The sequence below is a fragment of the Rhizobium nepotum 39/7 genome, from assembly GCF_000949865.1.
In the GTDB taxonomy this organism is placed as follows: Bacteria; Pseudomonadota; Alphaproteobacteria; order Rhizobiales; family Rhizobiaceae; genus Agrobacterium; species Agrobacterium nepotum.
This window is the reverse complement of sequence record NZ_JWJH01000002.1, coordinates 45,182-71,469: the sequence shown is the minus strand read 5'-3', so window position 1 is coordinate 71,469 and position 26,288 is coordinate 45,182. Positions and strand designations below refer to the sequence as shown.

Genomic DNA, 26,288 nt, shown 5'->3' with positions numbered 1-26,288 from the left:
GTTCCGTCGTCAAACTGTTATACGGGCAAGAGGGACGATCGCGGGATGCAGCAGGATCACGGGACGGAAGGTCAGGGGATGGTACAGGACATGGACGCTATTGTGCAGGACGACTTCAACAAGGTTCAGCCGGTGACCGAGGGCGAGAGCCTCTGGGACAGCCCCGCGCGCTTTATCAACCGCGAATTCTCCTGGCTTCAGTTCAATCGCCGTGTTCTCGAAGAAACGCTGAATACGGATCATCCGCTGCTGGAGCGGCTGCGTTTTCTGTCCATCTCCGCCGCCAACCTCGATGAATTCTTCATGGTCCGCGTCGCCGGCCTCGAAGGCCAGGTGCGCCAGAAGATCACGGTCCGGACGCCTGACGGCAAGACACCGGCCGAGCAGCTGGAAGACATTCTGAAGGAAATCGACAATCTGCAGATGGAGCAGCAGGCCTCGCTTGCCGTTCTGCAGCAATATCTCGCCAAGGAAGAAATCTTCGTCGTGCGGCCCGCAGCACTTTCCGATGCGGACCGGACATGGCTGGGCACCGAATTCGAAGAGCGGATTTTCCCGGTGCTGACGCCGCTATCCATCGACCCGGCGCACCCGTTCCCCTTCATTCCGAACCTCGGTTTCTCGATGGGCCTGCAACTCGACAGCGTCAACGGCCGCGAGCCGATGACGGCGCTGTTGCGTCTTCCAACTGCGCTCGACCGCTTCGTTCGTTTGCCTGACGACAAGAACGCCATCCGCTACATCACGCTCGAAGATGTGGTCGGCCTGTTCATTCACCGGCTTTATCCGGGCTATACGGTCCGGGGCTTCGGCACGTTCCGCATCATCCGCGACAGCGATATCGAGGTGGAGGAAGAAGCGGAAGATCTGGTCCGTTTCTTCGAAAGCGCGCTGAAGCGCCGCCGCCGAGGTTCCGTCATCCGCATCGAGACCGACAGCGAAATGCCGCAGTCGCTGCGCCAGTTCGTGGTGCACGAGCTTGGCGTGCCGGATAATCGCGTCGCCGTTCTGCCCGGCCTTCTCGCGCTCAACACCATTTCGGAAATCGTGCGGGCGCCGCGCGACGACCTGAAATTCGAGCCTTACAACGCCCGTTTCCCCGAGCGCGTGCGCGAACATGCCGGCGATTGCCTCGCCGCCATCCGCGAAAAGGACATGGTGGTTCACCATCCCTATGAAAGCTTCGACGTGGTTGTGCAGTTCCTGCTGCAGGCTGCGCGCGACCCCGAAGTGCTCGCCATCAAGCAGACGCTCTACCGCACCTCCAACGACAGCCCGATCGTTCGCGCGCTGATCGACGCGGCCGAAGCCGGCAAATCCGTCACCGCGCTGGTGGAACTGAAGGCGCGCTTCGACGAGGAAGCCAATATCCGCTGGGCGCGCGACCTGGAGCGGGCCGGCGTGCAGGTGGTGTTCGGCTTCATCGAACTCAAGACCCATGCCAAGATGTCGATGGTGGTGCGCCGCGAAGACGGCAAGCTCAGAACCTATTGCCACCTCGGCACGGGCAACTATCACCCGATCACGGCTAAGATTTACACTGACCTTTCCTTCTTCACCTGCAACCCGAAGATCGCCCATGACATGGCGAATATCTTCAACTTCATCACGGGTTACGGCGAACCGGAAGAGGGTATGAAGCTCGCCATTTCGCCCTATACGCTGCGCGCGCGCATCGTGAAGCACATCAATGAAGAGATCGAACATGCCAAGCGCGGTGCGCCGGCGGCGATCTGGATGAAGATGAACTCGCTGGTCGATCCCGAGATCATCGATACGCTTTACCGCGCCAGTGCGGCGGGCGTGGAAATCGATCTCGTCGTGCGCGGCATTTGCTGCCTGCGCCCGCAGGTGGCGGGACTGTCGGACAATATCCGCGTCAAGTCGATCGTCGGCCGCTTCCTCGAACACAGCCGGATCTTCTGCTTCGGCAACGGTTTCGGCCTGCCATCCGACAAGGCGCTGGTCTATATCGGCTCGGCCGACATGATGCCGCGCAACCTTGATCGCCGTGTGGAAACGCTGGTGCCGCTCACCAACCCCACCGTGCACGAGCAGGTTCTTTCACAGATTATGCTGGGCAATCTCATTGACAACCAGCAGAGCTACGAGATACTTGCGGACGGAACGTCGAGGCGCATTGAGGTGCGTAAAGGCGAAGAACCGTTCAACGCGCAGCACTATTTCATGACCAACCCCAGCCTTTCCGGACGTGGTGAAGCCCTGAAATCCAGTGCGCCCAAATTGATTGCCGGGTTGATTTCGTCCCGCAAGAAACAGGCTGAATGACTCGATCAGAAGCACAGGGGCGGCTGACCGGCCTTGCCCCCGTTTCCGTCATAGATATTGGTTCGAACTCCGTTCGTCTCGTCGTATATGAAGGTCTTTCCCGCGCGCCCGCCGTGCTGTTCAACGAGAAGGTCCTCTGCGGTCTCGGCAAGGGGCTGGCCCTCACGGGCCGGATGCATGAGGAAGGCGTGAACCGGGCGCTGATGGCGCTGCGGCGCTTCCATGCGCTTTCCGAGCAGGCGCAGGCGCAAAAACTCTACGTGCTGGCGACAGCGGCGGCACGTGAAGCGGAAAACGGCCCGGATTTCATCCGTGAAGCCGAAGCCATTCTCGGTTGCGAGGTCGAGGTGCTTTCCGGAGAAAAGGAAGCGCTTTATTCCGCCTACGGCGTGATCAGCGGTTTCCACGATCCTGATGGCATCGCCGGCGACCTGGGCGGCGGTTCGCTCGAACTCATCGACATCAATGGCAAGAGCTGCGGCGAGGGCATTACCTTGCCGCTTGGCGGCCTTCGCCTGTCGGAGCAATCGGACGGCTCGCTCGAGAAGGCGGCGACCATTGCCCGCAAGCACGTCAAATCTTTCGCAAAACTCCTGGCGGCGGGCGAGGGGCGCACCTTTTATGCCGTGGGCGGCACATGGCGAAACATCGCCAAGCTGCATATGGAGATTACCGGTTATCCGCTGCACATGATGCAGGGATATGAATTGCCGCTGGCGGAAATGCTGAATTTTCTGGAGGAGGTCGTCGTCTCCCGGGATAGCAAAGATCCAGCCTGGCAGGCGGTCTCCAAAAACCGCCGTGCGCTTCTGCCCTTTGGCGCCATCGCCATGCGCGAAGTTCTGAAGGCGATGAAGCCATCGAAGATCGCCTTTTCGGCGCAGGGCGTGCGTGAAGGATATCTTTATTCGCTGCTGACGGAAGCCGAGCGGGATCTGGATCCGCTGCTGGTCACGGCCGACGAGCTTGCCATTCTGCGCGCCCGCTCGCCCGAGCATGCGCGCGAACTCGCGGACTGGAGCGGCCGCACCTTTCCGGTCTTCGGCATCGAAGAGACGGAAGAGGAAAGCCGTTACCGGCAGGCCGCCTGTCTTCTGGCCGATATCAGCTGGCGCGCGCATCCGGATTATCGCGGCTTGCAGGCGCTCAACATCATCGCCCACTCCTCCTTCGTGGCGATCACCCATCCCGGCCGCGCCTATATCGCGCTCGCCAATTATTACCGCTTCGAAGGGCTGAACGACAACGGCACCACTGAGCCGCTTGCCGTCATGGCGGGAAACCGCCTGCTTGAGCTCGGAAAGTTGCTCGGTGGCCTGCTGCGCGTGGTTTACCTCTTCTCGGCCTCGATGCCGGGCGTCGTCGATCACCTGAAATTCCGCAAATCCACCAATCCGGATGTGGATCTGGAGTTCGTGGTGCCCCACGCCTATTGCGATTTCGCCGGCGAGCGTCTGGACGGACGCCTGCAGCAGCTGGCGAAGCTGACGGGCAAGCGGCTGGCGTTTGTGTTCGAGTAGTGGAAAGAGACTGCCGCGATTGGGTCTCAATTGCGGTTCTGGCGCTTCGGGATATTCATGGGACGTGTGGCCGAAGGTAACGACCTCTGCGCTGTTGTGATCCTTGAATTTCCTGCTGAGCTTGCAGATCAGTCGCCCGAAACATCCGCAGCCGTATCTTTTTTCTTCCAGTAGTGGTCGGATATGCTTTGGGCATTCCGGATGATGTGGGCTGCGACTTCAGGATCTCCATCCTCGAATGTTTCCCGATCGGCTCCGCATAACAGCAGGAAAAGCTGTTGATGCGCGACAGCGGCAAAATAGTCATGAGGCGGTGGCGGTATTTCAGAGCCGATTGCCTGGAGTTCCTCGACGGCCTGTTTGCTGGCGCGCTCCAGCGCTGCATGAATGGTGGCCATCATCGACGTTTCTGTCCGTTCCAATATATCCTGAACTTGCCGTTCGGCGGGCGTCAGGACCGGGCAGCTCTCATTCATCGGACATCTCTCCTTGGGGTGCACCTCGTTTTGCCTGCCGGTATTATGCCATGGCCGATACTATGTCATGGATTGTGTCTGTGTTGGGAGGCGAAGCCGAAATTGCGGCATTGGAACCACAAGCGAAAAAGCCGGCAGACCGAAATCGGTTCGCCGCCGGAACAAGCCAGTCGTCACGCTATGGGCCGCTATTATTCAACCATGCCCCAGCGCCTTCCTTATACACGCGCTAAGATAGGCATATTGCAACGGCGTCGCCCTTGCCATCGCTTCCGTACGGGTAGCGGGCTTGTCCTGGTAACCGACTGGAATATCGAACTGGGCGAAGGTGAAGTCCCAACGCGTGCCGTCGACGATATTGTAGAAATGATCGCCGCCGCTGACGGCGGTTTTGGCGAGGTCGCCACCGAGAATGTCCTGCACCACAAGTGCTGTGACACCGCCTTGCCCCCTTGCGGGGTTTTCTCTCGACCACAGGCTGCTGGTCTCGATCGACCAGCTTTTCCTCAGGGCGTAATAAAGTCGTTCGGCATGGTCCTGCATGAGGGTCTTCCCTGTGTCGGAACCGGGTTCCGGGTCAGGCATGGTCGGCTGAGGAACGGAACGGAGCGCCGCGCATCCTTTTGAAGGCTGCATGGACGCTCCGCCTGTTGAGTTCGCGCCGATGCGCTGATGGTGCCGGAACGAATTCCGGCCCCGTTTTTCTTACTTCGCGTCGAGCAGTTCCTTGACTTCCAGCACGACGAACTCGTTGTCGTCAGCCTTGTCCAGCGCACGGCCGGCGGAGAAGGGCAGGTTGTTGTCGTTGCCGACGATGATATGTGTGGCGTCGACGCGGTCGACATTCTCGATGGTGACGAAGGGCATGTCGTAGTAACCGTTGCCGCCGCCCTGACGCTTCTTGTTATCAGGATCGGAGATCTTCAGCAGATCGATATAGCCGATCTTGCGCGCCGCCTTGCCGGCATTGGCGTCGTTGAATTCGATCTTGTAGATGCGCTTGACCTTGGAAGGCACGGCAAAGCAATTTGCTTCAGGCTTCTTCGGGTCGGCGCAGGCCTTGTCAGCGGTACCGGCGCCATTGTCACGCTCGATGACCAGCGCCGTACTCTCATCCAGCATGTTGAAGTCGCCGATGGCTTCGCCACCCTGCGCCAGCGGGTAGAGCCAGGTGCGGCCGGTCCACGCCTTCTTGGCGGTGTCGAGTTCGATGATCCGGAGTGCGGTCGAGCCGTCTTCGGTCTTTTCGACCTGACCTTCGGCCGTGTAAAGCGGGCCTTCCAGAAGGCCATAGAGCTTCGAGCCGTCCTTGGAGAGCGCCATGCCCTCATAACCGCCTGATCGTTTCAGGTTGAAAGCGGGCATCTTCTGCGTCGGGTTGCCGGGCAGCGCTAGGGTCGGATGATCCGGAGACTTCACCTCGATATCGCCGGCCTTGGTGGCGATGACGTCGGTCAGTTTGCCGTCACGGGTGAATTTCAGGATGTAAGGTCCGAATTCCTCGCCCACCCAGAAACCGTCGGCAACGGGCTGAATGGATTCGACGTCGAAATCGGCGCCCGTCAGGTAACGTTTGTCGGAACCTTCCATGACGATCGGGAAGGGTGCTTTTTTGTCAGGATCGGAAAGGAACACGGTTTCCAGCGCGTTGACCTTGCCGGCATCCCAGTCGAATTTGAGGTGGTGAAGCATCAGCATGGCGTCGCTGGAGTTGAGCTTCGAGCCGAAACCATTGTCGGAAAGGCTCCAGAAGGTACCGTCCGTCATCGTCTTGATGCCGGAGAAGCCCTGCATCGCCTGGCCGTTGAACGGCATGGAAAGGCCGGTTAGGCGCACGCCGTCCTTGCCGGGCACGGTGCCTAGACCTTCTGCGCGCTTGCGGTCGGCCGTGGTGAACTTGGCGGAGGTCTTGAGGTGTTCCGGCGCGTCCGCAGGTGCCGCGATGATGGTGTTGGCGGGCAGAATGGCGTGGGAGACCAGCTTTGCCGGAAACTCCTGTTCCGCCGCATAGGATGCGGTGGCCAGCGCGAGAATGGCTAAAGGTGCGAAAAGAGCGTGCTTCATGGTGGAGACCCCTCAATACCTGTTGAAGACAGGATTGAGGCGATAGGGGTGCCGTATGACAGGCAGGTGATCGCCGTTTGAAGCTTTGATGAATTTTGCGGACGGGTGGGAGCAAATCGCCCTTAGGCGGCAGGGGCCTGATATTGGCTGAGGGTACAAACGCCCAGCGTCTGGCCACGACCCTTGACCGCGTGTTCGCCGAGATATTCGCTGCGCACGCCCTTGGGAAGCACCAGCTGATGGGCAAGGTCGGCGGAAATCAGCACGGGATGGCCGAGCATCTTGCTCAGTGATTCGAGCCGTGAGGTCGTGTTCACGGTATCGCCGAAATAGGTGATCTTGTGGTGATCGACGCCGATTTCGGCGGTGATGACCGGTCCGCCATGAATGGCGAAGCGCAGACGCGGGACTTCGCCGAAGCGGGCAAGCCACATGTCGCGCTTATCCTCGATGGTCGCCTGAATATCGAAAACGCAGCGCACGCAGGCCGCCCGCCTGATCGCCATGTGATAGGGCCAGGTGATGATGGCGGCATCGCCGATATAGTCGTCGATAACGCCGCCGTGTTTTCTGACCGGCGCGGCATAGCTTGCGAAGATCTCGCCCAGATATTCCTGGGCCTTCAGGTCGCCGTGGGTTTCGGCAAAGGAGGTGGAGCCGACGAGGTCGATGAAGATGAAGACGCGGTCTTCGCTGACGGGGCGGCGGTAGCGACCCAAAATGAGGTCGATGAAGATGTCGCGGCCGAGAAGCTCGCGCACGCGCATGATGAAAACGATGATGCCGCAGACGATGAGGGTGAAGATCAGCGTCTGCACCTCGGCATGCACTGCCCGCTTCCATGTGCCGGGAAATATCCCGCTCGCCCAGAGGATCGTGCCGCCGAGCCCGAAGCCGCAAAAGACGAGGATGGCGTAGATGATGAGGCCGACCGCAATATAGACCGGGGTCGGCAATGCGCTGACCTGCCGCGACAGGCCGGGCAGCACGTAACCGCGCTCAAAGGCGAGAATAGGCGCGCAGGCGAACAACGCATAGGTAGCGCCGATGAGTGCGCCGCCGCCATATTCCAGAAACGCGTAGGCCACGCCGCTGCCGGCCACGGCAACGAAGAGCACCACGTAGTCCAGAATGGGCAGCAATTTTCTCATATCGGTTCTTGATCTCGGAAAGGAAGTTCCGCCCGTTGGGCGAAGCTTCTGTCGTTGTCATATGCGACATTAGTGTGGAAAATGCGCTGCAAAAAGTGACCATTCAGTAAGGTCACATGAAGGATTGGAAAGGCTGTTGCGCCGTTGCCGCAAAAGGGGTGTCGACGCCGTGTCACGCCGGAACTTGTCCGGTTTAAACCGAATCGTCGATGGCGCTTTGCGCGTTTTGGCGTGAAACGCTCTTGCCGATGGTCCGGGGATGCACCGTTTCAAGCGCAGGGAGTGGAATGCGTGCGGCCGCCAGCAGGATAGCGAATAACAAAACGCGGAAGCGTCTCGTGGAAAGGTCTCGAAGCGAGACGGTCTGCAAAGCGATGGGTGAAGGGGCGGGCGGTTACGGCCCGCTCGCCTCAACCTCCACGGCCTCGACCTTCTTGCCGGCAAAACGCAGTGCCACTTCGCCATTGATGAGTTTCAGGGCCACATCGCCGAAGAGTTCGCGCCGCCAGCCGGTCAGGGCCGCCACGGTAGCTTCCTCGCCCTCGGAGGCGATCTTGTCCAGATCCTCGCTGTTGGCGATGACCTTGGCGGCAACGCCGTGCTTGTCCGCCGTCAGCTTCAGGAGAACTTTCAGAAGTTCCACGGCAGCGCCCGAACCTTCCGGTGCGTGGCTGTGACGCGGCGCCTTCGGCATTTCCTCTTTCGGAAGAGCCAGCGCCGCATTCACGGTTTCGATGATGGCGGCGCCGGACGAGGAGCGTTCCCAGCCCTTCGGAATGGTGCGAAGCCGCGACAGCGCCTCGGTGTCCTTCGGCTGCTGCTGGGCGATCTCGAAGATCGCATCGTCCTTCAGGACGCGTGAACGCGGCACGTTGCGCGAACGCGCCTCACGCTCACGCCAGGCGGCCATGAATTTGAGGATGGCGAGTTCCGTGGGCTTGCGCAGGCGCGATTTCAGCCTCAGCCACGCATCGTCGGGATGCATGTCATAGGTGTCGCGCGATTCCAGAATGTCCATCTCTTCGGTCAGCCACAGCGAGCGGCCTTCACGCTCCAGCTGCGCCTTCAGCGCCAGATAGATGTCACGCAGATGGGTCACGTCGGCCAGCGCGTAGTCCAGCTGCTTTTCGGTCAGCGGACGGCGGCTCCAGTCGGTGAAACGCGAGGATTTGTCGATCTGTACGTTCTTGATCTTCTGGACCAGCTGATCGTAGGAGATCGAATCGCCGAAACCGCACACCATGGCGGCAACCTGCGTATCGAAGATCGGATGGGGGATAAGCCCGCCGAGATGATAGATGATCTCGATATCCTGCCGCGCGGCATGGAAAACCTTGACGACATCAGGGTTGGCCATCAGCTCGAAAAGCGGCGTAAGGTCGAGACCCTTGGCGAGCGGATCGACCAGCACTTCGAGCGTCGGGCTTGCCATCTGCACGAGGCAGAGTTCGGGCCAGAAGGTCGTTTCGCGCAGAAACTCGGTGTCGATGGTGATGAATTCCGATTTCGCCAGTTCCGTGCAGGCTTCGGCGAGGGCGGCAGTCGTTTCAATCATTGCAAATGGCCACTCGTGAAAATTATCCGTCTTACTTTCCCTTTGCCGCCCTCATGTCAATACAAAGCCCGCTTTTCCGGGCTCAGGGATCGTTTTTCTCAGGGAGTTTTGGCTCCGGCCCGTCATTTTTGGGCGGTGGCGGTGCGGCCAGCTTCTGAAAATAGGCGGATGTGCGCAAAAGCGAGCGGAACCGCCAGTTCCTCTCCTCCACCGGAACGCCCTCGCGCACCTGCAGCCGGTAGATGGTGTAGGCGATGAAGACGATCTGGATCGCGGCCGTATAGCTGAACAGCGCTTTCGGGCCGAACTGGTCGATCAGGACGGAGGCGAGAAGCGGCCCGACGGTTGCGCCCACCGACCAGAAGAACAATAGTCCGGCGGAAACCATCGCATGTTCGCCCTCCTTCGCATGGTCGTTGCCATGGGCGGAGCTCAACGAATAGAGCGGCAGGGCAAAGGCGCCGAAGACGAAGACGCCGATGATGTTGCTCCATTCATCCGTGCCGGCGAAGAAGGCGAGGAACAGGCCGACAATCACTGAACCGGCTGTCGTGGCAAGAATGATGATGCGGCGGTCGTAGCGATCGGAATAAACGCCGAGCGGATATTGCAGCACCACGCCGCCGATGATGCCGGCGCTCATGAAGGTGGCGATGGCGGTGACGGAAAGGCCGATCTGTTCGGCATAGATCGGGCCGATATTGCGGAAGGCCGCCATGCTGAGGCCGACGGCCACGCAGCCGACGACGGCAAGCGGCGAGATGCGCCAGACGGCAAAAAGATTGAAGGGGATCTGTTTCGGCGGGGCAGGGTTGGATTTGTCGGCAAGCGAGATCGGCACCAGTGAAAGTGTGAGCGCCATGGCGATTAGCGAAAACACCACCGGTCCGTCGATGCCGGCGATGGGTATCATATATTGGGCAAGCGTGACGGAGCCGAGATCGACGAAGCGATAGATGGACAGCGTGCGCGCCCGGTTGGAATTCGTCACCTGCGCATTGATCCAGCTTTCGATTGCGGCGAAAAGACAAGCGACCGCAATGCCGATGACGAAACGCATCAGCATCCAGAACAGCGGATGCAGGATGAGCGGCATGGCGATCGACGCGGCGGAGGCGACCGCTGCCATGGTGGCGAAGGTGCGGATATGGCCGATCCGGCGCAGAAGGCGCGTCACCGAAATGCAGCCCAGCGCGAAACCGATGCTGTAGGCGGCGCTGATGAGGCCGATGGTGCTGGCCGAAAATCCTTCCGACAGGCCGCGCAGCGCAATATAGGTTCCCTGCAGGCCGTTGCCACCGATCAGAATGCCGGCGGTGACGAGAAGCGGGATAAGAGGTTTGATCTGGCTCATTGCGGGCCGACTCGGTTTGGCGGGCTGGGTGAACCCTATCTAAAGCGAAGGCGGGGGAAAGGACAGGCGGAAGGCGACAATCTTGCGCTTTGCCTTGACAAATCAGGCTGGCCATGCGCTTTTCCGGCAAATTTCGACAGTGCCGCCCATCGGGCCACGACACGTTCCAGGATAAAAAAATGCATCGTTACCGCAGCCACACCTGTGCCGCTCTCCGCAAGTCCGACGTCGGCGAAACCGTTCGCCTTTCCGGTTGGGTTCATCGCGTGCGAGATCATGGCGGCGTTCTCTTCATCGACCTTCGCGACCACTACGGAATCACCCAGGTTGTGGCAGATCCGGACAGCCCGGCCTTCAAGATTGCCGAAACGGTACGCGGCGAATGGGTGATCCGCATCGACGGTCTCGTCAAGGCGCGCTCGGAAGACACCGTCAACAAGGGCATGGCGACCGGCGAGATCGAGCTATACGCTCAGGAAATCGAGGTTCTGGGCGTTGCCAGGGAACTACCGCTGCCGGTGTTCGGCGAGCCTGAATATCCTGAAGACGTTCGCCTGAAGTATCGCTTCCTCGACCTGCGTCGCGAAACCCTGCACAAGAACATCGTCCGGCGCACGCAGATCATCTCTTCCATGCGCAAGGGCATGGGCGATCTGGGCTTTGCCGAATACACGACGCCGATCCTCACCGCATCCTCGCCGGAAGGTGCGCGCGACTTCCTCGTGCCCTCGCGCATTCACGAAGGCCAGTTCTTTGCGCTGCCGCAGGCTCCGCAGCAGTACAAGCAGCTTCTGATGGTGGCCGGTTTCGACCGCTACTTCCAGATCGCTCCCTGCTTCCGTGATGAAGACCCGCGTGCAGACCGTCTGCCGGGCGAATTTTACCAGCTCGACGTCGAAATGAGCTTCGTGACCCAGGAAGATGTCTGGACCACGATGGAGCCGATGATGACGGCCGTGTTCGAACAGTTTGCCGAAGGCAAGCCGGTGACGAAAGAGTGGCCGCGCATTCCTTATGACGAGGCTATCCGCAAATACGGTTCCGACAAGCCGGACCTGCGCAACCCGATCGTCATGGAAGCCGTGACCGAACATTTTGATGGTTCGGGCTTCAAGGTCTTCGCCAGCATGATCGCATCCAACCCCAAGGTTCAGGTCTGGGCGATCCCGGCGAAGTCAGGCGGTTCGCGCGCATTCTGCGACCGCATGAACGTCTGGGCGCAGAGCCAGGGTCAGCCCGGCCTCGGCTACATCTTCTGGAAGGAAGAAGACGGCAAGGTCGGCGGCTCCGGTCCGCTTGCCAAGAACATTGGCGAGGAACGCACCGAGGCGCTGCGCACGCAGCTTGGCCTGGAAGTGGGCGATGCCTGCTTCTTCGTCGCCGGTGATCCCGCGAAGTTCTACAAGTTTGCCGGCGAGGCGCGCACCCGCGCTGCCGACGAGCTGAACCTGATCGATCGCGACCGTTTCGAAATGTGCTGGATCGTCGACTTCCCGTTCTTCGAATATAACGATGAAGAAAAGAAGGTCGACTTCGCCCACAACCCCTTCTCGATGCCGCAGGGCGGAATGGAAGCGCTGGAGGGTGACGATCCGCTTTCCATCAAGGCATACCAGTATGACGCGGTCTGCAACGGCTTCGAAATCGCCTCAGGCTCGATCCGTAACCAGTCGCCCGAGCTGATGGTCAAGGCCTTCGAAAAGGTCGGCCTGTCGCAGAGCGACGTGGAAGAACGCTTCGGCGGTCTCTACCGCGCCTTCCAGTACGGCGCGCCTCCGCACGGTGGCTGCGCCTTCGGCATCGACCGTGTGGTCATGCTTCTGGTCGGCGCCAAGAACCTGCGCGAAATCACCCTGTTCCCGATGAACCAGCAGGCGCAGGACCTTCTGATGAACGCGCCGTCGCCGGCAACGCCGACGCAGCTTCGCGAACTCTCGCTCCGCGTCATTCCTTCCAAGAAGGATTGATCCCGACCCATAAGGGTTTGAACAAAGGGCTGGCGGTAACGCCGGCCCTTTGTGTTTTTGCAACAAACGTGGCAATGCCGCTCGCGGTCCATGACCATGCCCGATTGTTTTGTTCATAATTGCAATCATAGACAGTATTAACGGCGTAGCCGTGTTAGGTGCCGACCTAAGACTCCTGGTATCTGGTTCTGAACGAATACAAAGGTGGGTTGCTGCCGATTCGCCTGCGGATGCGGCGCATTGTGGCCCCTAAAGCCTCCCGGTTGTCATAAAAACTTAATCAAACTGACAAATCCGGTAGAGGAGTTTTTAAGCCTTGTCCCTCATTTATCACCCGTCAGTTTCGCAAACGAGGGTTGCATGTTTTCGCTGGTTTCGACGTTCAAAATTGCGCATCGCGTATCGATGCTGGCGCTGGCTGCACTGTGCGGCATCGCGGTTATCGCGGGCATGCTGTTGTGGCAGAGGGAAATGGAGGCGCGTTATCGTGTCGCTGAAGACACCCTGATCCAGAGGGACGGCGTGTTGATGACGCTGGTGGACGGTCTGCATGAAAGCCGCCTGTACCAGAGGGACTTCCTGCTTTCCAGGGACATGAAATCCGTGGCGCAGTTCGACCAGACCATGGAGAGGGTTCACCAGTCTCTGAGCACGCTTGAAGGCAGCGCAACACCGCAGGCTCGCGCAGGGCTCGATGCGCTGGCGCGGGGCGCTGTCACCTATACCGAACGCATGACGGCGCTCGTTGCCAAAAACAGGGAGCTGGGCCTCACGCCTGCCGATGGCCTTGAAGGCGCAATGCGAAACGGCGTGCATTCCATCGAAAAACTTGTCGATGTCGTCGCCAACGCCGAGATCCGCGCCAGCATGCTGATGATGCGCCGGCATGAAAAGGATTTCATCCTGCGGCGCGACGAAACCTATGTGGCAAAACATGCCGCCGAGGTGGAGACCTTCAAGGCGCTGGTGAAGCTGGAGTACCGGCCGGGCGCCGAGCGCCAGCGCATCATGGATGCCCTGGAGATTTACACCGCCTCCTTCCGCTTTTATGCGCAGGCCGTGCTGGAGGAGCAGAAGGCGCGGGAAACGGTCGCCTCCGCTTATAATACGCTGCTGCCCGTCGTCGCGGATATTTCCGCAGCCTATCGGCAGGAGCGGAATGCCAGCGCGCTGAAGAACAAGACCGAGGCGGAAACGGCGGTTTCGATCGTCGTCGCGCTTATCGCGCTTGCCGTCGTGAGCCTTTTTGCCGGGGTCTATTTCATCGGGCGTTCGATAACCCGTCCGGCGACTTCGATTACCGGCGCGATGCGTCGTCTGGCCGAAGGTGAAACCGAATTCGCCGTTCCCGGCCTTCGTCGCAACGACGAGTTCGGCGCCATGGCGCAGGCGCTGGAGATTTTCCGGCAGGCTGCCATCGCCAAGACAGAGCTGGAGCACCAGGCGGCTGCGGCCCGGCAACGCGCCGAGGATGAAAAGGCGCGGTTCCAGCGCGAGGCGGAAGCGCAAGCGCAAGCGCGGCTGATGCAGGCGACCACCGGACTTGCAGCGGCGCTGCACCGTCTTGCCGCCGGCGATCTTTCCTTCGAGCTGAACGAGCCTTTCGCGCCGGATTTCGAGGCCCTGCGCCACGATCTCAACCAGACGATCCGCCAGCTGGATGCCGCCATGTCCGGCGTCGTACAGTCGAGCGTAGCGATTGACGGCGGCAGTCAGGAAATCAGTCAGGGTGCTGCCGATCTTGCCCGCCGCACCGAGCAGCAGGCTGCCTCGCTTGAAGAGACTGCTGCAGCACTTGATGAACTGACGGCGAATATCCGCATTTCGGCGGATCGTGCGGTGGAAGCCCGGGCGGTCGCCCACTCGGCCGACGAGGATGCAAACCGCACGGCCGATCTCGTCGTCGACACGATCATGGCCATGGAAAAGATCGAGCAATCGTCCGGCAAGATCGGCAGCATCATCAGCGTCATCGACGAGATCGCTTTCCAGACCAATCTTCTCGCTCTGAATGCCGGTGTCGAGGCCGCCCGCGCGGGCGAGGCGGGACGCGGGTTCGCCGTCGTTGCCCAGGAGGTGCGTGAACTGGCGCAGCGCTCCGCGAAAGCTGCCGCCGAGATCAAGGTGCTCATCCGCAACTCCAGCGTGGAGGTGAAGGAAGGCGCGCGTTTCGTGCGGGAAACCGGCGCCGCGCTATCGCGCATCGGCGGTTCGGTAAAGACGATCAACGATCATATCGAAGCGATCGCCGCCGCCACGAGAGAGCAGTCACTCGGACTTTCCGAGATCAACACCACCGTCAATCATCTGGATCAGGGCACGCAGCAGAATGCAGCCATGGTCGAGGAAAACAATGCCGCCAGCGCCATGCTGGCCGATGAGACCGCGCGTCTCAAGGCACTGGTCCACCAGTTCCAGTTGAGCGAGATGGACATGCAGGGGCGGAGCCTGAGCGAAGCGGCCTGATATATTTCCGGACATCGAAAAGCGGGCGCGCAACTTGCCGCCCGCTTTTTTGCTGTTTATAGGTGGGCTACTCACCACGGACCCGGTGAAATCCCGGGTGGCTCTTCTGGCCGCCGATCCGCCAGACAACGCAAAGCACCGACATTCTTTTTCAATCTACCGGACATGTCTCCGGCCGGTGCGTCATACTTTGCGAAAAAATCAAATGAACAGATTTCAGACTTACAGACGTGAGTGGTTTTCCAATATTCGCGGCGATGTCCTTTCCGGCATTGTCGTCGCGCTTGCCCTCATTCCCGAAGCAATCGGCTTTTCCGTCATTGCCGGTGTTGATCCGAAGGTGGGCTTGTTCGCATCCTTCGCGATTGCCTGCGTTTCCGCTTTCACTGGCGGTCGTCCGGGCATGATTTCCGCGGCAACCGCCGCCACCGCCGTCCTGATGGTCACGCTCGTCAAGGAGCATGGCCTGCAATATCTCTTTGCGGCCACGATCCTCATGGGCGTGCTGCAAATCCTGGCGGGTTTGGTGAAACTTGGCAGGGTGATGCGCTTCGTCTCACGCTCGGTCATGACCGGTTTCGTCAACGCGTTGGCGATCCTGATCTTCATGGCGCAATTGCCGGAACTGATCGGCGTGCCGGTCGCAACCTATGTCATGATCGCGGCCGGTCTTGCGATCATCTATCTGTTTCCACTGGTGACGAAAATCATCCCGTCGCCGCTGGTCGCCATCGTCGTCCTGACCTGCGTGGCGGTGTTTTCCGGCATGGATATCCGCACGGTCGGCGATCTTGGTGAGTTGCCCTCGACGCTGCCGATCTTTGCCCTGCCGCAGGTGCCGCTGACTTTCGAAACGTTGCAGATCATCTTTCCCTATTCCATAGCGCTTGCCGCCGTCGGCCTGCTGGAATCGCTGCTGACGGCACAGATCGTCGACGACATGACGGATACCGGCAGCAACAAGAGCCGGGAATGTATCGGGCAGGGGACAGGCAACATCGCTTCCGCGCTGATCGGCGGCATGGGCGGCTGCGCCATGATCGGCCAGTCCGTCATCAATGTCAGATCGGGCGGCAGGGGCCGGCTTTCCACCTTCGTGGCGGGCACCTTCCTGCTGTTCCTCATTCTGGTGCTGGATGACCTTGTCCGCATCATCCCGATGGCCGCTCTGGTGGCGGTGATGATCATGGTTTCGATCGGCACTTTCTCGTGGCGCTCGATTCTTGATCTTCGCCGCAATCCGCCGTCCTCCAGCATCGTCATGCTGGTAACGGTCGGCACGGTGCTCGCGACCCATGATCTTGCGAAAGGCGTGCTGGCAGGCGTGCTTCTGTCCGGCGTGTTTTTCGCGGGCAAGGTCTCCAAGCTCTTTCATGTCCGCCCGGAGCTTGCGGCCGATGGTCGTCAACGAATCTACCGCGTCGATGGCCAGATATTCTTCGCCTCGACCGAAAGCTTCATTGCCGCCTTCGATTTTGCCGAGGAGGTGGAAGCGGTGACGATCGACGTCAGCCAGGCGCATCTGTGGGATATCTCGGCGGTCGGCGCGCTGGACAAGGTGGTGTTGAAATTCCGCAAGACGGGCAAGAGCGTCGAGGTGATCGGCATCAACGAGGCGAGCGCCCATATGATCGACCGTTTCGCCCTGCACGACAAGCAGGATGGCGCGGCAGCCCCGCTCCATTGAGTACAAATGAAAAGCCCCGGCGGAACCGGGGCTTTTTGTTATGCTATTCGTTTGCCGTTACCGTCACGCCGAGCATTTTCGGCAGGGTGTTCGGCGCGCCCATGGCGGCCCCCATGATCATCGGGAAGGGAACCGGTTTTTCCGGTGCGGCCGAGATGGAGAAGTTCTTCGGGTTGTCGACATAGGCGTTGATCGCCGCCGAAACCATGTTCTGCAACTCCGGCACGTTGAGCGACGCCATCATCAGCGGCGCCATGCCCTTGATGGTCTGCGAAAGCTGCTCGGCCGTCATGCCCTGCTGGCTGGCGGCGTAATCGATGGCGCGCTTGGTGATGCTGGCGTCCTCGAAGCTGATATCCGCATTGATGAAGGAAAGCTGCTGCATAAGGCCGAGCATCGCAAGGCTCGCTGCCTGGTCCGCCTGTTCCTTGTTCGGATTTGCTGCCTGCGCCTTTACCGTTTCCTGCATCGACTTGATGAAGGCGAGCGTGTAGCCGGAGAAACCGAACGACATGTTGAGGCGGCCGACATTTTCGAGATCGATGGCGTATTCCTCGACATCGACGGTGCCGGAAGCCACTTCCCAGCTTCCGCTCATGGTCATGTCGCCGGAAAGGGCCTGCAGATTGAGCTTTTCGATGGCGTCCTTCGTGCCGGGATCGGTGACTTCGCTCAGATCGGCCTTGAAGCCGGAAGCGTCGAGTTCGAAACCGATGGAAGTTTTGTCATCGCTGACGGACATCGTCGCGGTGCTTTCCTCGAGCGAGAAAGCCTGCTTGCCGTCGATGGAAACGGAAACCGGACCGCTATGCGCTTCGTCATAGAACATTAGCGCATCGACGGTGCCGGTGGTCGCATCGGCGGGAATGACGAGGCCGGACATGTAAATGTCGCTTGCCTTGATCTCCACTTTTTCCTGGCCGTAATCGATATTGTCGAAACGGGCGTTCTTGATCGTGTAGCCGCCGTTGTTTTCCTCGACACCTTCGAGCGTGACATTGCCGACCGGAATTTTCTTCGCCGGATCGGCGGCCGCGTTGAAGGTCACGCTGTTCAGCGTCACGGTAGAGCCGTTGACGGCAACCGAGCCGGCGGTGATTTCCCCGCCCTGCACGGCGTAGGCGGCATTGATCTTTTTCAGAACGTCCCCGCCATCAAGCGCGAAAGCCGGTGCTGAAAGCACAAGAAGCGCGGCACTTGCGAAAAGAACCTGCCGGGTGGATTTCAGTCTCATAGTGTTTCTTCCCTCAACGTGCGGATGTGCACCGTGTTCTAAATGTGAATCGTGACATTTATATTCGCGATTATTCAAAGGTCTACAGGATTTAGATCGATTCGCATGACGGCGGCATTGCGGCATTTACAACGCGGTTAATAAAAAACCTCATGAAAGGGGTGCTTTCATCCACAGGGCAGGCCCCTGAATTTCTTGCCGGGAATCGGCATTTCCGCTAGTCAAGCACCATGGGTAAAAATCTTGTACCTCCGTCAGGCGGAGAAGAAAACATTCATCCGGTCGATTTGAAGGCGGCGCTTGAAGAGCGCTACCTTGCTTACGCCTTGTCCACGATCATGCATCGTGCGCTGCCGGATGTACGTGACGGCCTGAAGCCGGTTCACCGCCGCATCATCCACGCCATGAGCGAGATGGGCATCCGCCCCAACTCGGCCTTCAAGAAATGCGCCCGTATCGTCGGCGACGTGATCGGTAAGTTCCACCCGCACGGCGACCAGTCGGTCTACGATGCGCTGGTGCGTCTCGCGCAGGATTTCTCCCAACGTTATCCGATCGTGGACGGGCAGGGTAATTTCGGCAATATCGACGGCGATGGCGCCGCAGCCTATCGTTACACCGAAGCGCGCATGACCGACGTGGCGGCGCTGCTGCTGGAAGGCATCAGCGAGGATGCTGTCGATTTCCGCGCTACCTATAACGAGGAGGACGAAGAGCCTGTCGTCCTGCCGGGCGCGTTCCCCAATCTGCTTGCCAACGGAGCCTCCGGCATCGCCGTCGGCATGGCGACGTCGATCCCACCGCACAACGCGCACGAACTTTGCGACGCCGCACTCCATCTCATCAAGCATCCCGATGCGACGGTGGAAAAGCTGGTGGAGTTCATTCCCGGCCCCGACCTGCCGACCGGTGGCGTGATAGTTGAAAGCCGCGAGAGTATTCTCGATGCCTACAAGACGGGACGCGGCGGTTTCCGCGTGCGCGCAAAGTGGGAAACGGAAGATCTCGGACGCGGCGGCTACCAGATCGTCATCACCGAAATCCCCTTCCAGGTGCAGAAATCGCGCCTGATCGAGAAGATCGCCGAGCTGCTTCTTTCCCGCAGGCTGCCGCTGCTTGAGGACGTCCGCGACGAATCCGCCGAAGACGTGCGCATCGTGCTGGTGCCGAAGAACCGCACCGTCGATGCGACGCTCCTGATGGAATCGCTGTTCCGCCTGTCCGATCTCGAAAGCCGTCTGCCGCTCAACATGAACGTGCTGTCTCTCGGCAAGGTGCCGAAAGTCATGGCGCTGAACGAGGTGCTGAGCGAATGGCTGGCGCACCGCAAGGACGTGCTGGTCCGCCGTTCCCGCCACCGTCTCGCCGCCATCGACCGCAGACTTGAGATTCTCGGCGGCCTGCTTGTCGCCTATCTCAATCTCGACGAGGTGATCCGTATCATCCGCGAGGAAGATGAGCCGAAACAGGTGATGATGGCGAAATGGTCGCTCACCGACAACCAGGCCGAAGCCATCCTCAACATGCGGCTGCGCAATCTGCGCAAGCTCGAGGAATTCGAAATCCGCAAGGAGTTCGCCGAACTCAGCAGCGAGAAGGCCGAGATCGAGGGGCTGCTCGCCTCCGACGAGAAGCAGTGGCAGACCGTCGCCTGGGAAATCGGCGAAGTCAAAAAGAAATACGCCAAGGCGACCGAGATCGGCCGCCGCCGCACGCAGTTCGCGGATGCGCCGGATGCCGATATCGAGGCGATCCAGCAGGCGATGATCGAGAAGGAACCGGTCACCATCGTCATCTCGCAGAAGGGCTGGATCAGGGCGCTGAAGGGGCATATGTCCGATACGTCGGCCCTGACCTTCAAGGAGGGCGATGGCCCCAAGCTCGCCTTCCCGGCGCAGACGACCGACAAGCTGTTGCTGCTGACCACCGGCGGTAAGGCCTATACGCTCGGCGCCGACAAGCTGCCGGGCGGTCGCGGCCATGGCGAGCCGATCCGCATCATGGTCGATATGGAGAACGACCAGGATATCCTGACCGCCTTCGTGCACGATCCGTCACGCAAGCTGCTGCTCGTCTCGACCGGCGGCAACGGCTTCATCGTCGCCGAAAGCGAAATGGTCGCCAATACCCGCAAGGGCAAGCAAATCATGAATGTCGCGATGCCTGATGAAGCCAAACTCGCCGTGCCGGTGACGGGCGACCATGTCGCCGTCGTCGGTGAAAACCGCAAGCTTCTGGCCTTCCCGCTGTCGCAGGTGCCGGAAATGTCTCGCGGCAAGGGCGTGCGCCTGCAACGCTACAAGGATGGCGGCGTGGTGGACGTGAAATGCTTCGCGCTCGCTGAGGGCTTAAGCTGGTCCGACACGGCCGGGCGTCTGTTCAACAAGGTGGGCGAAGAATTACGCGAATGGCTGGCCGAACGGGCGACAGTGGGCCGTACCGTGCCGAAGGGGTTTCCGCGTAGCGGGAAATTTGGCGGGTGACATGTAAATGACGTACCGGGAGGATTGCCTGGTACGTCATTTAGACATTTTGTTTGGTTGTCGAACCGAGCGTTGCCTCATGACTTGGCGAACGCTTTTACTTTTCTTCGGGGTGGTAAACCTCCCAGCCGCGCGGGGTCAGGTGCTCCTGCGGATGGTAGCGGGTCTTGTATCCCATCTTTTCCGAACCATCGACCCAGTAGCCGAGATAGACATGCGGCAGGCCGAGTGCGCGGGTGCGGGTGATGTGATCCATGATCATGAAGGTGCCGAGCGAGCGTTTTTCGAGATCGGGATTGAAGAAGGAATAGACCATCGACAGCCCGTCGCTCATCACGTCGCTGAGCGCCACCGCCAGAAGCTCGCCGCGCTTGCTGGAATCGATGCCGGAGCCGGGCTCACGCACGCGATATTCGATGATGCGGGTGTTCACATGTGTGTCCTCGACCATGATCGCATAGTCCAGCGCCGACATGTCGGACATGCCGCCTGACTGGTGGCGATGATCGAGATATCGGCGAAACAATGAGAACTGTTCGGTGGATGGCTCGGCGGCGTGGACCGTGGCGACGACATCCCTGTTGATGGACAGAACGCGCCGCATCGACTTTGTCGGCTGGAACTGTTCGGTGAGGATGCGCACGGAAACGCAGGCGCGGCAGGTTTCGCAGGCCGGGCGATAGGCGATGTTTTGCGAACGCCTGAAACCGCCCTGGGTCAGAAGGTCGTTCATTTCCGACGCGCGCGGGCCGACCAGATGTGTGAAGACCTTCCGCTCCATCTGGTTCGGCAAATAGGGGCAGGTGGCCGGTGCCGTAAGATAGAATTGAGGAGAGGGCGTCGCCTGCGTGTTCATCGAGCCGTGATCGCCTCCTGCGTCTGTTATGAATGCGCGCCGCAATTTCTATGGGGCTGCGGCAGCGCTTCAAGCGACATGCATAATATCACAGAATGGCAAAATGCCGGAAAACGTCAACTGCGAGATGCGGTATTTGCCTGGTATGAAAGCCATGTTTCATGGCTTTCCTCGATATCAGCGTGTTCTGACCATGACGGTGCCGAGCAAGAAGTCGTGAACGAGGCGCGAGCGCTCGGTAAACAGGCCCGCAAGCAGGATCAGCGGCGTCAGAACCGAGTTGATGACCCAGAAAAGCACGATGTGCACGATCGCCAGAAGAAAATCGATTCGCCGCCCGTCCATGCGCGCCATTGCTATTCCCATCGACCGCATGCCGGGCGTCGCCTGTGACGAGCCGCTGAGCGTCGCGCCGAAATAAAGCACCGCCACGATGACGAACAGCGCCGGATAGAGGAAGAAGCCGAGACCCAGCGTGATCACACCCAGAAAGAAGACGATCACGGCGGCTGGAATGCATAAGAGGAGGACGATCGCATAATCGATGAGGAACGCGAAGACGCGCCGGCTCAGGACGCCGCTATAGGCGCGCCAGTCGTCCGGTGCGGCATAGGTGGGGTTCTGGTCGAGGTTCATCGGTCGTTTTCTCCTGAGAGGTTCTGACAGCTCGGCGCATATGCCGTGTCAGCAGACAATATGGGAAGCAAACGACCGAATACAATAAGTGTCGGCTGTCAGCCCTTTGCGAGTTTGCGCGCAGCCTCCAGGGCGAAATAGGTCAGGACGCCGTCGCAGCCCGCACGCTTGAAGCAGAGAAGTGTTTCCATCATCACGCGCTCGCCGTCGATCCAGCCGTTCATGGCCGCGGCCTTGATCTGGGTATATTCGCCGGACACCTGATAGGCGAAAGTCGGCAGCCCGAAATTCTCTTTCAGCCGCCAGCAGATGTCGAGATAGGGCAGGCCGGGTTTGACCATCAGCATGTCGGCGCCTTCCTCCACGTCGAACGCTGCGTCGCGGATTGCCTCCATGCCGTTGGCGGGGCTGATGTAATAGCTGTTCTTGTCGCCCTTCAGCAGGCCGGCCGTGGAGATGGCCTCGCGATAGGGGCCGTAATAGCCGGAGGCGAATTTCGTAGCGTAAGCCATGATGCCGACATTCTGATGCCCGGCCGCGTCGAGACCGCGACGGATGGCGCCGATGCGGCCATCCATCATTTCCGACGGCGAAATGATGTCCGAACCGGCATCGGCCTGAAGGATCGCCGCCTTGACGACCTGTTCCACCGTCTCGTCGTTGACGATCTCGTCGCCGCGAAGAATGCCGTCATGGCCGTGGCTGGTGAAGGGGTCGAGCGCGACATCGGTAATCATGCCAATATTCGGAACGGCTTTTTTGACCGCAATGGTCGCCTGATTGATGAGATTATTGGCCTCGAGCGCGTTCGAGCCGGTTTCGTCGCGCAGGTCCATCTCGATATTCGGGAAGGTCGCGATTGCGGGAATGCCGAGATCGGCGGCTTCTTTCGCTGCCTCGACCAGCCGGTCGATGCTCATGCGGTTGACGCCGGGCATCGCCGGTATGGGATCGAGGATATTGCTGCCCGGCACGATGAAGACCGGCCAGATGAGATCATCGACGGTCAGGCGGCTTTCCTGAACCAGCCGGCGCGTCCAGTCCGCCTTGCGATTGCGTCGCATGCGGCGATGGCCGGTGATCTCGTCGACCAGATGCGTTTTGTCCTGCATGTAAGAATGTCCTTCGTATCCCGTCCAAGTCAGGAAAGCTGCATAACACGAAGCATGCGCCGTGCGAATGCGACAATGTTTCCCTTGGACTTCCCCCTTTTGGCTTCCCCTGCGGGCAAGGACGCTTTGACAAGGCAGGCCGGGGAATTCAATATGGGCTGGTCGCCCGCCCGTCGAGACCGTATCTTCCGGCCATGGAACCTGATTCTCAATCTCTGCCGAAACGTCCGCTTACGGAAATCCTCTTTCTGGTCTTCATGAGACTGGTCGCGCTTTCCTGTTTCTGGTTCGGCTTGCAATATTGGGCGATGCTGACGGGATATTCCCTTGGAGGGCAGGGCCGGTTCGATATGCTGAACCTGCCCTGGCGGGTGGCGGGCAGCGCGCTTGCGGTGATTTTCCCCGTCGCGGCCCTCGGTCTCTGGCTCGGCGCGTCCTGGGGCGCGGTCATGTGGGTCCTGGGCGCCGGCACGCAGATCGCCATGTACAAGGTGTGGCCGCATATCTTCGGCGCCAACACGCTTGTGCCCGTCATGCAGGGTCTCGTGGCAACCATTTATATACTATTCCTGGTCGCTTTTTGGCTGGATCAGCGCCAAAATGAAGAGCGCGCAAGAATTGATTTACCATAATAATAAAGCAATTCGGCCCGTTTTTCGACCAAATTCAATCCATAAGTCATTGATTTATAACGGATGAGCGCTGGCCATTCCCGCTTCGCCACAAGTTCGGGCCGCTGGGAAAAATGCTGGTAACCATTCATTAATCGTAGCTTTTAAGTAGAATTTTATGCGCATTGATTAGGTTCTCACTCAAGGCGGGAGACAAACAAACACACCGCCAAACAAAACAGTGAGGCAGTCATGATCAATAGCAAAGTAAAGCCGCAGGCCGTTGTTGCCGACGCACATGAAGATACCATCCGTTCGCTCTACATGGAGTCGCTGCATCTGGTGGAACGTCTCCACCGCCGCCTCCTCGATGTCATCAAGGACGAGTTCGATCGTCAGGGTCGCGATGACGTCAACGCCGTTCAGGCACTCCTGCTGTTCAACATCGGCAATTCCGAACTGACGGCCGGCGAGCTTCGTTCGCGTGGTTATTACCTCGGATCGAACGTCTCCTACAACGTCAAGAAGCTGGTCGACCTCGGTCTCATCAACCACCAGCGTTCGCGCGTCGACCGCCGCTCGGTCCGCATCAGCCTGACCGAAAAGGGCCAGGAAATCGCCGAAACGGTTGCCCATCTCTATGAGCGCCACGTCGGCTCCATCGAGAAGGTCGGCGGCATCGGCACCGGCGAGTTCTCCGAAATGAACAAACTGCTGCAGCGCCTCGACCGTTTCTGGAACGACTCGATCGCTTACCGCCTGTAATTTCCGCGACGGTTTCACTGTTAGAGCCGGGGGCATCGGTTTGCCTCCGGCTTGCGGATTCGCCTTGGGACCGCGCCACGTTCTTGTGGTGTCAAGCCCCGCCTGTCGGGCGCGCCTTCGCCCTGTTTTGCAAGGCATACACAGCTTCGTGAGAAAAGGCCCGTGACACGAATTGGCCATATTGATATGGGACCGGCAAAGGTGAAGAAGCCGGCGGTTTCTCCTGCTGTCGTGGCAAGTCCCGACTGATCTGCCAGACAATGGCGCCCAAGACCCTGGGCATTGAGCATTACCGGCCGGCAGACACGTTGTACGTGTTTGTTAATCATATTGATTTAGGCATTGTTCAGAATGCCGAAGAGAGTGGCTGGTAGGTGAAATGACAAAAAAATCCGTATCCGATCCCGTATCGCGTCGCGCGCTTCTGCGCTCGGCCGTTTCCGTTGGCGCTGCCGCGCTTGCCGCTCCTGCTTTTGCGCAGGATGCGTTCAACGATCTCATGGGCTCCTCGCGCCGCGGCAACTGGGATGACCAGTTCGACGCCAATTCATCGCGTTCCGCCGTCGGCGTTGTTTCCAACAATCCGGTTCTCGGACGCGAAGCGCCTGCCTACATGCAGCAGGCGATCATGCAATATCAGCAGATCGTGCAGAATGGCGGCTGGCCGGAAGTGCCAATCACGCAGCAGCGTCTTCAGATCGGCGTCTCCGACCCTTCCGTGCAGGCACTTCGCCAGCGCCTGATGGTGTCCGGCGACCTGCCGCGCGAAGCCGGTATTTCCAACGCTTTCGATTCCTACGTCGACGGTGCGCTGAAGCGCTTCCAGGCCCGCCACGGTCTTCCCGCCGATGGCGTCAGCGGCGAATATACCACCAAGGCGCTCAATGTTGCCGCCCAGATTCGTCTGGCGCAATTGCAGACCAACCTCGTGCGCATCCAGTCCATGTCGGGCGATCTCGGTCAGCGCCACCTGATGGTAAATATTCCGGCCGCCGCCATCGAGGCGGTTGAGAATGAACGCGTCGTCCTGCGCAACACGGCCGTCGTCGGCCGCGCCAGCCGCCCGACCCACGTCATCAATTCCAAGATCTACGAGGTCATCCTCAACCCTTACTGGACAGCACCGCGCTCGATTGTCGAAAAGGACATCGTGCCGCTGATGCAGAAGGACCCGACCTATCTGGAGCGGAACAACATCCGTCTCATCGATGGCAAGGGACAGGAAGTTTCGCCGACATCGGTCGACTGGTTCGCGCCGAAGGCCCCGAACCTGATGTTCCGTCAGGACCCCGGCAAGATCAACGCCATGTCCTCGACGAAGATCAACTTCCACAATCCCAACAACGAATATATGCACGATACGCCGCAGCAGGGCCTGTTCAACAAGCTGATGCGGTTCGAATCCTCCGGCTGCGTGCGCGTGCAGAACGTGCGCGACCTTACGAGCTGGCTGCTGCGCGACACGCCCGGCTGGTCGCGCCAGGAAATGGAACGCGTCATCGCAACCCGCGTCAACACCCCGATCAAGCTGGGGCAGGAAGTTCCGGTCTATTTCGTCTATATCACCGCATGGTCGGCGAAGGACGGCGTGGTGCAGTTCCGGGACGACATCTATGAAAAAGACGGCAATGCCGAACTGGCGCTCAACACGACCACCGGCATCGAGCAGCCGGCCGGTCCTGTCGATGACGACCTGTTGCCGCGCAACTGATCAGGCTTTGCTGGCCTTGGCAGATGCGGCGTAGCCCTCATACGCCGTCACCCCGGACTTGATCCGGGGTCCAGCGCGATCAAGTCCTTGATCGCAAAAGACTCCTCTCACGGCGCGGACGCGCCGTGGCTGGATGCCGGATCAAGTCCGGGGTGACGGAGGAGAGGTTGTCGCCTTTCTCCACAAGTCTTGATCCTTCCCGCCAGGCGCCGCTTTTTTTCTTTTCGCCGCTGCTTTTGAAAAAAGAACTGTCGTTTTTCGTTGTGACGTCGCAGTTTGACGGGCAAATCTCGTTGCCCGTATTGCTCTTGTCCGGGCAGGGCGCTAAGACGCCTTCGCATTACTGTTTCA

19 protein-coding genes and 1 other annotated feature are annotated in these 26,288 nt (G+C 59.7%); of the genes, 9 read left to right on the top strand and 10 right to left on the bottom strand.

From position 1 onward, the window contains the following. Nucleotides 1-90 precede the first annotated feature (90 nt). Nucleotides 91-2,289, top strand: a complete 2,199-nt coding sequence (locus tag RS75_RS01920) for an RNA degradosome polyphosphate kinase (RefSeq protein WP_084686375.1) — start codon at nt 91-93, stop codon at nt 2,287-2,289. Further along, nucleotides 2,286-3,809, top strand: coding sequence for an exopolyphosphatase (gene ppx / locus RS75_RS01915; protein WP_045016819.1), 1,524 nt, complete (start codon nt 2,286-2,288; stop codon nt 3,807-3,809). The genes RS75_RS01920 and ppx overlap by 4 nt, the downstream gene beginning before the upstream one ends. 128 nt (nt 3,810-3,937) lie before the next feature. Here the strand turns inward: ppx and RS75_RS01910 are convergent, their stop codons facing one another. The 6 genes from RS75_RS01910 to RS75_RS01885 form a co-directional block, all read right to left on the bottom strand. After that, entirely contained in the window at nt 3,938-4,285 is a 348-nt protein-coding gene (locus RS75_RS01910; protein WP_045016817.1) for a hypothetical protein, read from the bottom strand. 195 nt (nt 4,286-4,480) lie between these two features. Beyond that, nucleotides 4,481-4,828, bottom strand: coding sequence for a YunG family protein (locus RS75_RS01905; RefSeq protein ID WP_045016816.1), 348 nt, complete (start codon nt 4,826-4,828; stop codon nt 4,481-4,483). 162 nt (nt 4,829-4,990) lie between these two features. Continuing rightward, nucleotides 4,991-6,349 (bottom strand): esterase-like activity of phytase family protein, encoded by a 1,359-nt coding sequence (locus RS75_RS01900; RefSeq protein WP_045016813.1) that lies wholly within the window; start codon nt 6,347-6,349, stop codon nt 4,991-4,993. Between the two features lie 122 nt (nt 6,350-6,471). Further along, nucleotides 6,472-7,500, bottom strand: coding sequence for an adenylate/guanylate cyclase domain-containing protein (locus tag RS75_RS01895; protein ID WP_045016811.1), 1,029 nt, complete (start codon nt 7,498-7,500; stop codon nt 6,472-6,474). A 394-nt stretch (nt 7,501-7,894) separates the two neighbouring features. Next, nucleotides 7,895-9,055, bottom strand: a complete 1,161-nt coding sequence (gene rnd / locus RS75_RS01890) for a ribonuclease D (protein WP_045016810.1) — start codon at nt 9,053-9,055, stop codon at nt 7,895-7,897. 82 nt (nt 9,056-9,137) lie between these two features. Beyond that, nucleotides 9,138-10,409, bottom strand: coding sequence for an MFS transporter (locus RS75_RS01885; protein WP_045016808.1), 1,272 nt, complete (start codon nt 10,407-10,409; stop codon nt 9,138-9,140). Between the two features lie 179 nt (nt 10,410-10,588). Here RS75_RS01885 and aspS point away from each other — a divergent pair, with 179 nt between their 5' ends. The 3 genes from aspS to RS75_RS01870 all read left to right on the top strand — a co-directional run bounded on the left by aspS (nt 10,589) and on the right by RS75_RS01870 (nt 16,529). After that, nucleotides 10,589-12,376 (top strand): aspartate--tRNA ligase, encoded by a 1,788-nt coding sequence (aspS, locus tag RS75_RS01880; RefSeq protein ID WP_045016805.1) that lies wholly within the window; start codon nt 10,589-10,591, stop codon nt 12,374-12,376. Between the two features lie 360 nt (nt 12,377-12,736). Further along, nucleotides 12,737-14,842, top strand: a complete 2,106-nt coding sequence (locus RS75_RS01875) for a methyl-accepting chemotaxis protein (RefSeq protein WP_045016803.1) — start codon at nt 12,737-12,739, stop codon at nt 14,840-14,842. 75 nt (nt 14,843-14,917) lie between these two features. Beyond that, nucleotides 14,918-14,973, top strand: a sequence feature (sul1 is cis-regulatory element that is thought to sense ions involved in sulfur or methionine metabolism; They are found in Alphaproteobacteria). Nucleotides 14,974-15,047: 74 nt separating this feature from the next. Further along, nucleotides 15,048-16,529, top strand: coding sequence for a SulP family inorganic anion transporter (locus RS75_RS01870; protein WP_045016801.1), 1,482 nt, complete (start codon nt 15,048-15,050; stop codon nt 16,527-16,529). A gap of 43 nt (nt 16,530-16,572) precedes the next feature. Here RS75_RS01870 and RS75_RS01865 read toward each other — a convergent pair whose 3' ends face one another. After that, nucleotides 16,573-17,763, bottom strand: a complete 1,191-nt coding sequence (locus RS75_RS01865; RefSeq protein WP_045016798.1) for a hypothetical protein — start codon at nt 17,761-17,763, stop codon at nt 16,573-16,575. Nucleotides 17,764-17,993: 230 nt separating this feature from the next. On the opposite strand from RS75_RS01865, the gene parC reads away from it, so the two are divergent. Beyond that, entirely contained in the window at nt 17,994-20,246 is a 2,253-nt protein-coding gene (gene parC / locus RS75_RS01860; protein WP_045016797.1) for a DNA topoisomerase IV subunit A, read from the top strand. 97 nt (nt 20,247-20,343) lie between these two features. Here parC and RS75_RS01855 read toward each other — a convergent pair whose 3' ends face one another. The 3 genes from RS75_RS01855 to hemB form a co-directional block, all read right to left on the bottom strand. Further along, the gene (locus RS75_RS01855) at nt 20,344-21,102 is read right to left on the bottom strand and encodes an arginyltransferase (protein ID WP_045016795.1); all 759 of its coding nucleotides are present in this window, start codon (nt 21,100-21,102) and stop codon (nt 20,344-20,346) included. Between the two features lie 177 nt (nt 21,103-21,279). Beyond that, the gene (locus RS75_RS01850) at nt 21,280-21,738 is read right to left on the bottom strand and encodes an RDD family protein (RefSeq protein ID WP_045016793.1); all 459 of its coding nucleotides are present in this window, start codon (nt 21,736-21,738) and stop codon (nt 21,280-21,282) included. A gap of 98 nt (nt 21,739-21,836) precedes the next feature. Beyond that, nucleotides 21,837-22,850 (bottom strand): porphobilinogen synthase, encoded by a 1,014-nt coding sequence (gene hemB / locus RS75_RS01845; RefSeq protein ID WP_045016791.1) that lies wholly within the window; start codon nt 22,848-22,850, stop codon nt 21,837-21,839. Nucleotides 22,851-23,044: 194 nt separating this feature from the next. Between hemB and RS75_RS01840 the strand changes: the two genes are divergently transcribed. The 3 genes from RS75_RS01840 (at nt 23,045) to RS75_RS01830 (ending at nt 25,937) form a co-directional block, all read left to right on the top strand. Continuing rightward, entirely contained in the window at nt 23,045-23,482 is a 438-nt protein-coding gene (locus tag RS75_RS01840; RefSeq protein ID WP_045016789.1) for a DUF6163 family protein, read from the top strand. Between the two features lie 234 nt (nt 23,483-23,716). Beyond that, nucleotides 23,717-24,226 carry a transcriptional regulator LdtR gene (gene ldtR / locus RS75_RS01835; RefSeq protein ID WP_174035327.1) on the top strand — a complete coding sequence of 170 codons (510 nt, stop codon included), beginning with the start codon at nt 23,717-23,719 and terminating at the stop codon, nt 24,224-24,226. A 379-nt stretch (nt 24,227-24,605) separates the two neighbouring features. Then, a complete protein-coding gene (locus RS75_RS01830; RefSeq protein ID WP_045016787.1) occupies nt 24,606-25,937 on the top strand; it encodes a L,D-transpeptidase family protein in 1,332 nt (443 codons plus the stop codon). Nucleotides 25,938-26,288: the final 351 nt, after the last annotated feature.

What these genes read in the sequence shown, in the direction of transcription:
- RS75_RS01900 (WP_045016813.1), bottom strand. Translation starts at nt 6,349, where the DNA reads ATGAAGCACGCTCTTTTCGCACCTTTAGCCATTCTCGCGCTGGCCACC.
- RS75_RS01865 (WP_045016798.1), bottom strand. Translation starts at nt 17,763, where the DNA reads ATGAGACTGAAATCCACCCGGCAGGTTCTTTTCGCAAGTGCCGCGCTT.
- parC (WP_045016797.1), top strand. Translation starts at nt 17,994, where the DNA reads ATGGGTAAAAATCTTGTACCTCCGTCAGGCGGAGAAGAAAACATTCAT.
- RS75_RS01870 (WP_045016801.1), top strand. Translation starts at nt 15,048, where the DNA reads ATGAACAGATTTCAGACTTACAGACGTGAGTGGTTTTCCAATATTCGC.
- RS75_RS01885 (WP_045016808.1), bottom strand. Translation starts at nt 10,409, where the DNA reads ATGAGCCAGATCAAACCTCTTATCCCGCTTCTCGTCACCGCCGGCATT.
- RS75_RS01875 (WP_045016803.1), top strand. Translation starts at nt 12,737, where the DNA reads ATGTTTTCGCTGGTTTCGACGTTCAAAATTGCGCATCGCGTATCGATG.
- hemB (WP_045016791.1), bottom strand. Translation starts at nt 22,850, where the DNA reads ATGCAGGACAAAACGCATCTGGTCGACGAGATCACCGGCCATCGCCGC.
- RS75_RS01905 (WP_045016816.1), bottom strand. Translation starts at nt 4,828, where the DNA reads ATGCAGGACCATGCCGAACGACTTTATTACGCCCTGAGGAAAAGCTGG.
- RS75_RS01850 (WP_045016793.1), bottom strand. Translation starts at nt 21,738, where the DNA reads ATGAACCTCGACCAGAACCCCACCTATGCCGCACCGGACGACTGGCGC.
- RS75_RS01840 (WP_045016789.1), top strand. Translation starts at nt 23,045, where the DNA reads ATGGAACCTGATTCTCAATCTCTGCCGAAACGTCCGCTTACGGAAATC.
- rnd (WP_045016810.1), bottom strand. Translation starts at nt 9,055, where the DNA reads ATGATTGAAACGACTGCCGCCCTCGCCGAAGCCTGCACGGAACTGGCG.
- RS75_RS01895 (WP_045016811.1), bottom strand. Translation starts at nt 7,500, where the DNA reads ATGAGAAAATTGCTGCCCATTCTGGACTACGTGGTGCTCTTCGTTGCC.
- RS75_RS01910 (WP_045016817.1), bottom strand. Translation starts at nt 4,285, where the DNA reads ATGAATGAGAGCTGCCCGGTCCTGACGCCCGCCGAACGGCAAGTTCAG.
- RS75_RS01830 (WP_045016787.1), top strand. Translation starts at nt 24,606, where the DNA reads ATGACAAAAAAATCCGTATCCGATCCCGTATCGCGTCGCGCGCTTCTG.
- RS75_RS01855 (WP_045016795.1), bottom strand. Translation starts at nt 21,102, where the DNA reads ATGAACACGCAGGCGACGCCCTCTCCTCAATTCTATCTTACGGCACCG.
- RS75_RS01920 (WP_084686375.1), top strand. Translation starts at nt 91, where the DNA reads ATGGACGCTATTGTGCAGGACGACTTCAACAAGGTTCAGCCGGTGACC.
- aspS (WP_045016805.1), top strand. Translation starts at nt 10,589, where the DNA reads ATGCATCGTTACCGCAGCCACACCTGTGCCGCTCTCCGCAAGTCCGAC.
- ppx (WP_045016819.1), top strand. Translation starts at nt 2,286, where the DNA reads ATGACTCGATCAGAAGCACAGGGGCGGCTGACCGGCCTTGCCCCCGTT.